13 protein-coding genes, 1 pseudogene and 1 riboswitch are annotated in these 10,078 nt (G+C 70.2%); of the genes and pseudogenes, 4 read left to right on the top strand and 10 right to left on the bottom strand.

What is annotated here, in order from left to right:
• The 5 genes from ACOJSN_RS24510 to ACOJSN_RS24490 form a co-directional block, all read right to left on the bottom strand.
• Nucleotides 1-84: twin-arginine translocase TatA/TatE family subunit (locus tag ACOJSN_RS24510; protein WP_420115102.1), on the bottom strand; the 84-nt coding region annotated here is incomplete at its 3' end.
• Nucleotides 85-180: 96 nt separating this feature from the next.
• Nucleotides 181-528, bottom strand: coding sequence for a hypothetical protein (locus tag ACOJSN_RS24505; RefSeq protein ID WP_420115100.1), 348 nt, complete (start codon nucleotides 526-528; stop codon nucleotides 181-183).
• Between the two features lie 9 nt (nucleotides 529-537).
• Nucleotides 538-1,509 carry a helix-turn-helix transcriptional regulator gene (locus tag ACOJSN_RS24500; protein WP_420115099.1) on the bottom strand — a complete coding sequence of 324 codons (972 nt, stop codon included), beginning with the start codon at nucleotides 1,507-1,509 and terminating at the stop codon, nucleotides 538-540.
• On the bottom strand, nucleotides 1,506-2,468 hold the full coding sequence (locus ACOJSN_RS24495; RefSeq protein WP_420115098.1) for a helix-turn-helix transcriptional regulator: 963 nt from the start codon (nucleotides 2,466-2,468) through the stop codon (nucleotides 1,506-1,508). The genes ACOJSN_RS24500 and ACOJSN_RS24495 overlap by 4 nt, the downstream gene beginning before the upstream one ends.
• 36 nt (nucleotides 2,469-2,504) lie before the next feature.
• Entirely contained in the window at nucleotides 2,505-3,137 is a 633-nt protein-coding gene (locus ACOJSN_RS24490; protein ID WP_420115097.1) for a hypothetical protein, read from the bottom strand.
• An 84-nt stretch (nucleotides 3,138-3,221) separates the two neighbouring features.
• Here ACOJSN_RS24490 and ACOJSN_RS24485 point away from each other — a divergent pair, with 84 nt between their 5' ends.
• A complete protein-coding gene (locus ACOJSN_RS24485; RefSeq protein ID WP_420115096.1) occupies nucleotides 3,222-4,289 on the top strand; it encodes a DUF3866 family protein in 1,068 nt (355 codons plus the stop codon).
• Between the two features lie 50 nt (nucleotides 4,290-4,339).
• Nucleotides 4,340-4,636, top strand: coding sequence for a GroES family chaperonin (locus ACOJSN_RS24480; RefSeq protein WP_420115101.1), 297 nt, complete (start codon nucleotides 4,340-4,342; stop codon nucleotides 4,634-4,636).
• Between the two features lie 11 nt (nucleotides 4,637-4,647).
• Here ACOJSN_RS24480 and ACOJSN_RS24475 read toward each other — a convergent pair whose 3' ends face one another.
• From ACOJSN_RS24475 to ACOJSN_RS24455, 5 genes are read right to left on the bottom strand one after another with little or no spacing between them, the layout of a single operon-like run.
• Entirely contained in the window at nucleotides 4,648-5,046 is a 399-nt protein-coding gene (locus ACOJSN_RS24475) for a PH domain-containing protein (RefSeq protein ID WP_420115095.1), read from the bottom strand.
• A 46-nt stretch (nucleotides 5,047-5,092) separates the two neighbouring features.
• On the bottom strand, nucleotides 5,093-5,935 hold the full coding sequence (hisG, locus tag ACOJSN_RS24470) for an ATP phosphoribosyltransferase (protein WP_420115094.1): 843 nt from the start codon (nucleotides 5,933-5,935) through the stop codon (nucleotides 5,093-5,095).
• 17 nt (nucleotides 5,936-5,952) lie between these two features.
• Nucleotides 5,953-6,216 carry a phosphoribosyl-ATP diphosphatase gene (locus ACOJSN_RS24465; RefSeq protein WP_420115093.1) on the bottom strand — a complete coding sequence of 88 codons (264 nt, stop codon included), beginning with the start codon at nucleotides 6,214-6,216 and terminating at the stop codon, nucleotides 5,953-5,955.
• A gap of 39 nt (nucleotides 6,217-6,255) precedes the next feature.
• Nucleotides 6,256-7,260, bottom strand: a complete 1,005-nt coding sequence (locus ACOJSN_RS24460; RefSeq protein ID WP_420115092.1) for an ABC transporter substrate-binding protein — start codon at nucleotides 7,258-7,260, stop codon at nucleotides 6,256-6,258.
• Nucleotides 7,251-8,012, bottom strand: a complete 762-nt coding sequence (locus ACOJSN_RS24455) for an ABC transporter permease (RefSeq protein WP_420115091.1) — start codon at nucleotides 8,010-8,012, stop codon at nucleotides 7,251-7,253. The genes ACOJSN_RS24460 and ACOJSN_RS24455 overlap by 10 nt, the downstream gene beginning before the upstream one ends.
• 95 nt (nucleotides 8,013-8,107) lie before the next feature.
• Nucleotides 8,108-8,249, bottom strand: a riboswitch (FMN riboswitch).
• A gap of 197 nt (nucleotides 8,250-8,446) precedes the next feature.
• Between ACOJSN_RS24455 and ACOJSN_RS24450 the strand changes: the two genes are divergently transcribed.
• Together ACOJSN_RS24450 and ACOJSN_RS24445 are read left to right on the top strand one after the other, a co-directional pair.
• The gene (locus tag ACOJSN_RS24450; protein ID WP_420115090.1) at nucleotides 8,447-9,511 is read left to right on the top strand and encodes a hypothetical protein; all 1,065 of its coding nucleotides are present in this window, start codon (nucleotides 8,447-8,449) and stop codon (nucleotides 9,509-9,511) included.
• Nucleotides 9,512-9,592: 81 nt separating this feature from the next.
• Nucleotides 9,593-10,078, top strand: a pseudogene (locus ACOJSN_RS24445) (hypothetical protein); the annotation flags it as partial.

The raw sequence follows: 10,078 nt of genomic DNA, 5'->3' as shown, positions 1-10,078 counted from the left end.
GGTGATGTCGGGAAGCCGACTGGCGCCGAACACCAGCAGGATCACGACGAGCAGCACGATGGCGTGCCAGGCCTGCAGACGCATGATGTCTCCGCTTCGAGTGAGTTGCTTCGCTTCAGTCTAGGTGACGTCGGCTGGGATGGTGCCCGGGCGCGCCTGGAAGTCTCCTGAGAGCCGCCCTCAGCGGACCGGCGACGAACTGGTGCTGAGGACGTCCTGCCAGCGGCGATACGTGAGTCCGCGCCGGAGCCGCCGGCGTGCCGCACGTGCGTCGCGGTTCGCCTGCCGCACCACGCGCCACCGCTCTCGCTGCTCCTCGGTGGCGAGCAGCGACGGCGTGAACACCGGTTCCGGTCCCCGGGCCGCCTCGAGCTCCTCGATCCGTGTCTGCAGCTGATCCATGACCCGTCCGGTCTCCGACAGCTGTGCCAGGAGCGCCTTGCCGGATCGCCACAGCCGCAGTCCGAGCAGCACGGCGCCGGCGATGGTGCCGAGCACCAGCACCGTCCACACCGCGAACCAGATCACGCGTCAAGCCTAGTGGCGCTCAAGCGCGGCATAGGCATCGAGGGCACTCTGCGCGGTCGCACTCAGTCGGGCCGCGATCGAGGCCGGCTCCACGGCACGGACGTCAGGGCCGAGCGCCAGCACGATGTTGTGCAACCAGGCGAGATCGACCACGCCGACGGTGAGCTCCAGCCAGCCGTCGTCAAGCTCGGTGATGTGCGCATCAGGAAGCTGTTCGGCGAACCAGCGGGCACGGCTGGCGAGTTCGAGTCGCACCTGCTCGGCACGGGCGGTGTCCGGCTCGGTGCGGCCGGTGAGCCGCACGTCGGGATGCGCATCGGCAGCCGCGTCGAGCACCTGGACCTCGAGGATGCGATCCACTCGAAAGTGCCGCACGCCCTCGGCACGGTGGCACCAACCGACCAGGAACCAGCGTTCGCCGTCGGTGAGCAGCTGCAGCGGGTCCACGTCCCGCTCGGTCGTCTGGTCGGACGCGGACACGTACCGCAGGTGCAGGCGTCGACCCGCCAGCAATCCTTCTCGGATGCGGGCGGCTCGGTCGTCGACCTCGCGGCGACGATCGACGAGCTCGACGGCGTCAGCAGCTTGTGCGGCCTCGCCCGCCGCCGTGCGGAGCACGGCGATCGTCTCCTCCACCAGGGCGCTGTCCTCGGGTGCGAGCGCGGCACCCTGCAACGACTGCAGCGCCACCAGCAGCGCGACCGCCTCCCCGGGCGACAGCCGCAGCGGCCTGTCCATCTCGCGGGAGTCCAGCAGCGTCAGCACCCCGTGGTCGAGGTCATCACCCGCGAAGTCGATGAGGTCGCCGTGCATGTACCCGGGCGTCCCGGAGACCCAGAGGGTGTTGACGTCCGCGATCACCTGATCCTCGGTGATCGCGAAGTGCTCGGCCACCTCGGCCACGGGGACCGCAGGGTTGTCACGCAGATAGGCCACCATCGCGAGCATGCGCGTGAGCCGGTCGGGCGCGGTCTCGATCATGCGGTGCCTCCGAGCACGGCCACGGCGCGCAGCCGGGTGAGCACCGCGTCGCGGAGCTCGGGTGGATCGAGCACGAGCACAGACTGCCCGTAGGCCGCGACCTCGTCAGCGAGGTATCCCACATCGCTGACGTCAAGCGTGAGCACGTCTCGCACCCCGACAGGTGTCTCGATCGAGGAGACCACCGTGCCGCGCGCACGCAGTGCCGCGGCGCTCTCGGGCCTGATCGCGAGGCGCACGCTGGTGTGGAACACGCGCTCGGGCGTGGCGGGCCGCTGGTCGGGAATGCTCACGGTGCCCGGCTGTCCGGCGCGCTCGACCTTGCCGAGGATGCGGGAGGTGCGGAACGACCGCTGTGCGTCCCGGTCCCGGTCGTGACCCACGAGGTACCAGCCGCGGTCGCGCGCGTGCACGCGCCAGGGCTCGACGGTCCGCACCGTGGTCTCGCCGCTGTAGGCCGCGCGATAGGTGAACCGCACCGGCGTGCGCTCGGCGATCGCCTGCAGCAGCTCCCCCATCGCCGGATCAGGCCCGCGCACCCGCAGCGCGACGCCGGGCGCCGCCGTGGTGGTGCCGCCGGCGACAGCCCGGAGCTTGGTGAGTCCGCGGCGCGCCGAGGACGCGAAGGCCGAGTCCTGCCACACCTCGGACGCGAGCGAGAGCACACCCATCTGGGCGGGGCTGAGATCGATCGGCGGCAACGAGTACGCCGCCGTGTCGATCCGGTACCCGATCTCGTCCTCGTGCACTGCATCCGTCAGCGTGACGATCGGGATCCCGAGATCGCGAAGATGCTCCTTGTCGCGCTCGAACATCCTCTCGAACGCGTCGTTCGACGAGCTCGAGCCGTACCCCTTCACCTTCGCCCGGATATCGGCCTTGGTCATCCGGTGCCGGGTGTGCGAGAGCGCGATGACGAGATCGAGCATCCGCTCCGCTGCATCCACGCGCTCAGTCATCTGTCGAACGCTAGCGCGGTGACCGACGGTCGTCGGTCAGGCGGGCCGGTCGTGCCCGATCTGATCGTTCGGCTGCACGGGAAAGGGGATCGCGCTGGGGTCGAGCGCCTCAACGAGGACCGCCCCGCCCGGGGAGCGCCAGAGGCGTACCGGGCTGCCGATCACCGGCACCTGGGGCTGGAGCAGGGTCTGCGTTCCGCGCCTGCGCCATGCCGCAGGGGTCTGCTCGCCGCCGACCTGGACCAGCAGCGCCACCGTGGTCACCTGCCCCGACTCGCTCCCGATGTCGACGTTGCGATCGGCCACGACACCGCCGATCGGTGGGCCGACCGGCGGATTCGAACGCCACCGTTCCCGGGCCGCCTCTTCGGCTGAGGCTGGCGTGTGCCAATCGAAGGCCACCGAGATCATGCCGAGCCCGAACACCCCGGGCAGCACGGTGAACAGGAGGTTGAACCACAAGCCGGGTGTCTCGCCGAGCCACACCGGCACGCTCACACTCATCAGAACGAGCGCTCCGATCACGACGAGCACCAGGAGCCTCCTGCGTGTCCGTGCCTCCCAGCGCGGTGGCTGCGGAAGGTCGACCGGAGGATGCGCCGCCGCGGTGAAGCTCGGTAGCACCACGACGACCGCTGCGGGAGGGACGTGCTCGTGCCATGTGGCCATGCTCGAACGCTAGGCAACCTGGATGACCGGGAGGTGACTGGACGACGACGAGAACGCGGCGCAGGCAGCCACTAGGTTCGCAGGGTGATCATCTGGCGTGAAGGTGTGGTTGCCGAGCGGGGTACGTCGTGGACGGGCGTCCAGGAGCTGACCGTGACGATCGACAACGCCCATGTGCGTGCCCTCGCGTACTCGGGTCTGGTCGGCGACCCGCAGGTCGGTGACCGTGTGCTGGTCACCACAGCGGCGCTCGAGCGCGGGCTCGGCACCGGCGGCTACGGGTTCGTGGTCGCGCTGCCCGAGCGACTCCCCGCCGATCCACAGCCCGCGCCGGGTCACCTCGTGAAGGCTCGGTACACACCCCTGCAGACGCTCGTCCTCGGTGTGGACGAGCAGGAGTCGGAGCACCACGACCTGTTGCGTGAGGCCGATGACCTCGCTGGTCTTCCCGTGGTCGTCGCGGACCTGCATTCCGCCCTCCCGGCGATCGTCGCCGGGATCCGAACCGTGCGCCCCGATGCTCGGGTCGTCTATGTGATGACCGACGGCGGAGCCTTGCCTGTGTGGTTCTCGCGCGCAGTCGCGGGGTTGCGTGAGGCCGGCTGGCTGGCGGCGTCGGTGACGGTCGGGCAGGCGTTCGGCGGCGATGTCGAGGCCGTCTCGTTGCACTCCGGACTGCTGGCTGCACGCCTCGTGCTCGCCGCCGACGTGGTCGTGGTGACGCAGGGTCCCGGCAATCTCGGCACCGGGACGCGCTGGGGGTTCTCCGGCGTCGCAGCCGGAGACGCCGTCAATGCGATCGCAACCCTCGGGGGTCGTCCCGTCGCGAGCCTGCGGGTCTCCGAAGCCGATCCGCGCGAGCGGCACCGTGGCGTGTCCCACCACAGTCTCACCGCGTACGGGCGAGTCGCACTGGCCGCCGCCGACGTGGTGGTTCCCGCGCTCGAAGGTGAGATCGGCGAGCTCGTCCGGACCCAGGCACGCGCCCTCGGTGACCGCCACACGCTGGTAAGCGTCGCCGTCGACGGACTCCAGGACGCGCTGCGAGCGAGTCCGGTGCGACTCTCCACGATGGGGCGGGACCTCGACGCGGACGTGACGCCGTTCCTCGCCGCGGCAGCTGCGGGTGTGCACGCGGCCAACCTCGCGTAGGTTGGGTTCCCGTGGCTGCACCGACGACGCCCTCCGGCACGCTTCCCATCATGATGTTGCACGACCGTGTCCTCGTGCAGATGTCCGGTGAGGACGCCGAGCGCAAGTCCTCCGCCGGCCTCGTCATCCCGGCCACCGCGCAGATGGCGCACCGGCTGCACTGGGCGGCCGTGCTCGGCGTCGGACCGCACGTGCGCACCGTCAAGGTCGGAGACCAGGTGCTGTTCGGCGAGGAGCAGCAGCACGAGGTGGAGATCCAGGGCGAGACCTACGTGATCCTCCGCGAGAAGGACCTGCACGCCGTGGCTGCGGCGCGCGTCGAGGTCTCGACCGGTCTCTACCTGTAGCGCAGGGCCCGTCAGTGCGGGGGTTCGTGCCCTTCGTGCTCGGCCACCCGGCGGCGTAGCCACGCCGCGTCCCGGCGCGCCCGCGCGCCGTCGGACGCCTGGATCGCGAGCACTGCGTGGCTGGAACCGTCGGCGAGGTCGAGCAGCACCCACGGGTCGCTGGGCCCGAACCGAACCGTCACGATCTCCTCCCAGACCAGCAGCCGGCTGCGGATCGGGTTCCGGACCGCCAGCCCACGCGCATCGGCGACGGCGCGCGGGCGCCCCAGCAGCACGCACGTCGTCACGGCGAGCGCGGCGATCAGCACGATCGAGAACGCGTCGGAGGCGTGGTTGCCCGACAGCCCCGCCAACGTGACCAGCAGGAACGTGGCACCACCCACGAAGGCAGCGCCGATGACGAGACACACGACCAAGGTGAAGCGAGGTCGGAAGACTCGCTCCGCCGTCGGCATCTCAGATGCGGCAGGCGTCGATCGACGTGACAAGGATGGCCCGCGCGCCGGCGGCGTACAGGCGATCCATCACCTGGTTCGTGGTCTCGCGCTCGACCATCGCACGGACCGCGACCCAGCCCGAGCTTCGGAGCGGCGAGACGGTGGGTGACTCCAGGCCCGGCGTGATCGCTACGGCACGTTCCACCGCCGACTCCGGCACGTCGTAGTCCATCAGCACGTAGCGGCGCGCGACCTGCACCCCGTTGACGCGCCGGTCGAGGACCTCCAGGCCGGGGTGCGACTCCCCTGCGGGGCGGATCAGCACGGCCTCCGACTGCAAGATCGGATCGCCGAACACCTCCAGACCCGCCGCGCGAAGCGTGGACCCGGTCTCGACCACGTCAGCCACCAGATCCGCGACCCCCAGGCGAACGGTGGACTCGATGGCGCCGTCGAGCCGAACCACCTCGGCCTCGATCCCGCGCTCGCGCAGGTGGTTGCCCACGAGGATCGGATAGGACGTGGCGACGCGCTTGCCCGCGATCTGTTCGATCGTGGTGATCTCACCCGCCGGCCCGGCGTACCGGAACGTCGATGACGCGAACCCGAGGGCGCGGTGCTCCACCGCGTCCACGTCCGAGTCGAGCAGCAGGTCACGTCCGGTGATCCCGCCGTTCACGGTGCCGGACCCGACGTACACCGCGATGTCGCGCGGACGTAGGAAGAAGAACTCGACGGCGTTCGCCTCGTCCACGAGCACGAGCTCGCGGCCGTCGCGGCGCTGGCGGTAGCCGGCCTCGCGCAGCATCTCGCTGGCGGGCTCGGCAAGGGAACCCTTGTTCGGGACGGCGATGCGCAGCATCGATGGCTCCTCGGTGGTCACAGGTGCTTGTAGACGTCGGCGGGGGTCAGACCGCGGGCGAGCATGAGGACCTGGAGGTGGTACAGGAGCTGGGAGATCTCCAGCGCGGTGTCCTCGTCGCCCTCGTGCTCGGCGGCCATCCATACCTCGGCCGCCTCCTCCACGATCTTCTTGCCGATGGCATGGATGCCGGCGTCGAGCTCCGCGACCGTGCCGGATCCGGCGGGCCGCTCCTCGGCCTTGCGCGCCAGCTCTGCGAACAGATCGTCGAACGTCTTCACGGCCGGTCAGCCTACCTGCGTGGCACGGTGCTGCCTTGCTCAGTCACCGGCTGAGACGAACTCGTTGGTGAACGCCTCAGCGGCCGGCACCTCCGCGTCGATCAGGCCCAGCTCGAGCATGGCCGGAGCCATCTCCTCCCAGCGCGCCTCGTCGTGAAGGCCCCATGGTCCGGTGAGGTCGCCGTAGAGCGGCACCGTGGCCTCGGCGACGCTCGCCATGATCGCGCGCTGCTCCTCGGTGATGCTCCCGGGGATCTCCTCGGATGCAGCGTCGACGGCGAGGGATGGGTCGGCCGCGATATCGGCGACGGCCCGGCCGACCGCCTCGACGATGCCGCGCAGCGCTGTCCCGTTCTGACTCCTCACGCGGCCGGTCGTGCCCAGGCTGATGCCGACCAGCGGCACGTCACCGATGCTCACCGATGTCACGGCCAGGCCGGTCGCCTGGAACTGTGGCACGTCGTTGTTGATGAAGCCCATGACGGCGTCGACGTGCCCGCCCGAGAGCGCCGCCTGCTGGGTGTATCCGATGCTGGCGATCTCGAGGTCGTCCTCGGAGAGGCCAGCGGCCTGGAGCATCGCGAGCAGCCCGAAGTACGTCTCGCCGTACGGGCCGGGGATGCCGACGGTGCGCTCTGCCAGGTGCTCAGGAGCGGTGATGTCGCTGCCTTCGGGCACGATGAGCGTGACCGGGTAGGACTGATACAGGGTGGCCACGCTGATGACGTCCACACTCTGCGCCCGTGCCTGCAGCATCTCGTCACCCCCGGCGACCACGAGTTGCTCGCGGCCTGCCGCGAGTGCGCCGAAGAGGTCCTCCGACTCGCCGTGGTGCCGCAGCGTCACGTCCACGCCCGCCTCGGTGAAGTACCCGCGCTGCTCGGCGAGGTAGAACGGCGCGAACTGCACATTCGGTACGTACGTCAGCCCGATCGTCAGCCGTGCGTCGGGAGCGCCCGGGCGCGGATCGGTGCAGCCCGCCGTCATCATTCCTGCACCCACGGCCGCAGCGAGCATCAGGGCTCGGCGTCGGGTCACCACCATCGGACCATCCTTTCGAGGCCGCGCACGGCCAGATTGATAGCGACCGCGAGGGCCGCCAGAACGAACAGCGTCGCCACCATGCCGGTGGTGTCGACGCGATCACGGAACACGGACAGCAGCTCGCCGAGACCGGCGCCACCCATGACGAACTCCCCGACGACCGCGCCGGTCACCGAGAGCACGAACCCGTTCCGGATACCGGTGAGCACCGCGGGAAGCGCCATCGGGGTCTCGATGTGGACGAGCAGGCGTCCCGGTCCAGCGCCGTCCACACGGGCGGCGTCGACCACGTCTCGATCGAGCGTCGAGAGCCCGAGCACCGTGTTCAGCAGGATCGGGAAGAACACGAGCAGCGCGCACAGCACCGCCTTCGGCAGTGCCCCGTATCCGAACCAGAGCACGAGCAGCGGAGCGAACGCCACGGCTGGGATTGCCTGCGAGGCCGCGAGATACGGACCGAGCGCGGCGGTCGCCGTGTCGGAGTGTGCGAGCAGGTACCCCAAGGGCAACGCGACCACAAGTCCGAGCAGGCAGCCCAGCGCACTCACGCCGAACGTCTCTGCTGCGGCCGCGAGGATATCGCCGTCGTCGACCTCGGCCACGAGACGCTCGGCGAGCGCGAGCGGCGAGGGGACCAATGCCGGGCCGAGCGCCGCGGACACCAGCGCCCAGACGACGATCAGCGCGGCGCCCAGCGTGAGCGGTGCGAGCACCGTGCCGCGGGCCACGAGCGGGAACCGGTGCTCAGCCATCGCGATCGTCCTCTCCCCCGGCGGCATCCGGGGTAAGAGGGGTGCTGCGAGCACCCGCCTGACGGCGGCGCGTGCCGTGATCGGCCGCCTCCGCCGCGTGCATCCTCCCATCCGGACTTTCACCGTCGGTCCTGGAGTTCCACCAGGTCAACCGCCACCGCTCGTCCGGGTGGACGAGCGCTGCCGGGTCGCGGACTGTCACCGCCGGTTCGGAATTACACCGACCCCGGAGCACGTCAAGCTCAGGTCCATCGTAAGGCACCGCTGATCGGCTGCTCATCCGCACCCAGTTGTCCCACATGGTGGCGCGCTCGCACTGCGCGCGCTATCGTGTGAACCGTCACGCGAGAGTGTGACGTAGAACACGGTCACACCAGTCGGGGGACGGAGCCGGTCCGATGGATCTCGAGCACCCATCGCGAAGCACAGGCGCCGTGACGCGCCTGTTGCGGCGCGGGATGCTCGTGGCCGGGGTGTTGGGAGTCGGGCTCGCAGTGTCCGCCGCGACCGCCGATGAGGCCCACGCGGGACCGCTCGACGGGCTGCTCGATCCCGTGACCGACGTCGTCGACGAGGTGCTGTCACCGGTTTCCGACGACGTTGTCGCACCCCTGGTCGAGGACGTGGTGGTGCCGGTCGTCGATCAGGCCGTAGTACCGGTTGTCGAGGAGGTCGTCGAGCCGGTCGCTCCGGTGGTCGAGGAGGTCGTCGAGCCGATTGCTCCCGTGGTCGAGGACGTGGTGGTACCGGTCATCGACGAGGTGGCAGAGCCTGTGGTTCCCGTGGTCGAGGACGTGGTCGCGCCCGTCACGGAGAGCGTGGTCGCGCCCGTTGTCGAGGTTGCGGTCGAGCCGGTGCTCGATCAGGTGGCGCCGGTCACCGATGCCGCGCTGGCGCCCGTGGTCGATGCGCTCGAGCCCGTGATGACTCCGGTCGCAGGCCTGCTGCTCCCGGTGACCGGGCTGATCGGAGACGTGATCGAGCCACTGGCTCCCATCACCGACGCGCTCGAGCCTGTGGTGGAGCCGCTGCAGCCGCTCATCCCTGTCGGGGTGCGTCCGGAGGTTCCAGCCGCGCAGGCTCCGTCTCCGCTGCCGGACCAGCTGCCGATCGGAGTGGTCGCCCCGTCTGCGGACGTCGGAACGGACCTGGATGTTGCGGCGTCGGTGACGCCGCAGCTGGTCCGTGCTGGACCACCACTGAGCCCGCAGGACGGCACGAACCAGAGGCCGCCGTCGACCATCACGGCGGCGCAGCCGCCCGGCGGCGAGGCAGACGCACGTGACGACCGAGGCACGACCAGCTCGCCAGGAAGCCCTCGGGGAGTTCCCGCGGGCGCTTCCTCAGGCGCCGGCGCGCGTACCGCGACCGGTCACGACGCTGCGGCTGTGATGCATGGCGGCACCATGCTGATCCCGAGCTACCGGGAAGGTGCCGACCGCGACGCCCGTGCCTCGCACCTCTCGACGTTCTTCGAGGTGCCCGTCTCTCCTGGATGAGTGGGCCTTGCCGTGCCCCGCGCACGGCACGCGACCCGGCGCCGATCACGCGCCTCCACTCAGACAGGAAAGAGAAATCACATGCATGCATTCGTTCGGCGTGCGCTGAAGACAGCGCTCGTCGCAGGCGGCCTGCTGGTCGTCGGGGCCGGTGCGGCCCACGCTGCCGAGGATGACAGCACCCTCGGCGTTCTGGATGTCGACGTCTCTGTCGACCTCCCACTCAGCGACGTCACCGACGCACTACCCGATGTCGCGGTCGACGCGCCCGTGGACGTCAGTGTGATCGTCGACGACGTCGCAGTCGGTTTGCTCGGCGATGCCGAGACCACGAGCGAGCCGGCTGCGGACGAACCCGCTGCCGACCCTGCTCCCCCGGCTGAGGAATCCGCCACCGACGGGATCGACGTGGATGTGCCGATCACGGTTCCGGTGGACGTGTCCGACGTTGCCGTGGCCGTGCTCGGTGAGGCGTCTGCGGGCTCGAGTGAGGCGGAGCAGGCTCCGGCCGAGGAAACCCCCGCGGGGGCTGCCCCGGCCGAGTCCTCCACCACGGACGGGATCGAC

Origin of the sequence: Pseudactinotalea sp. (genome assembly GCF_048594945.1) — a bacterium.
GTDB lineage: Bacteria > Actinomycetota > Actinomycetes > Actinomycetales > Beutenbergiaceae > Pseudactinotalea.
This window is presented reverse-complemented; position numbering and strand designations above follow the sequence as displayed.

What these genes read in the sequence shown, in the direction of transcription:
- ACOJSN_RS24460 (WP_420115092.1), bottom strand. Translation starts at nt 7,260, where the DNA reads ATGGTGGTGACCCGACGCCGAGCCCTGATGCTCGCTGCGGCCGTGGGT.
- hisG (WP_420115094.1), bottom strand. Translation starts at nt 5,935, where the DNA reads ATGCTGCGCATCGCCGTCCCGAACAAGGGTTCCCTTGCCGAGCCCGCC.
- ACOJSN_RS24480 (WP_420115101.1), top strand. Translation starts at nt 4,340, where the DNA reads ATGATGTTGCACGACCGTGTCCTCGTGCAGATGTCCGGTGAGGACGCC.
- ACOJSN_RS24500 (WP_420115099.1), bottom strand. Translation starts at nt 1,509, where the DNA reads ATGATCGAGACCGCGCCCGACCGGCTCACGCGCATGCTCGCGATGGTG.
- ACOJSN_RS24495 (WP_420115098.1), bottom strand. Translation starts at nt 2,468, where the DNA reads ATGACTGAGCGCGTGGATGCAGCGGAGCGGATGCTCGATCTCGTCATC.
- ACOJSN_RS24490 (WP_420115097.1), bottom strand. Translation starts at nt 3,137, where the DNA reads ATGGCCACATGGCACGAGCACGTCCCTCCCGCAGCGGTCGTCGTGGTG.
- ACOJSN_RS24455 (WP_420115091.1), bottom strand. Translation starts at nt 8,012, where the DNA reads ATGGCTGAGCACCGGTTCCCGCTCGTGGCCCGCGGCACGGTGCTCGCA.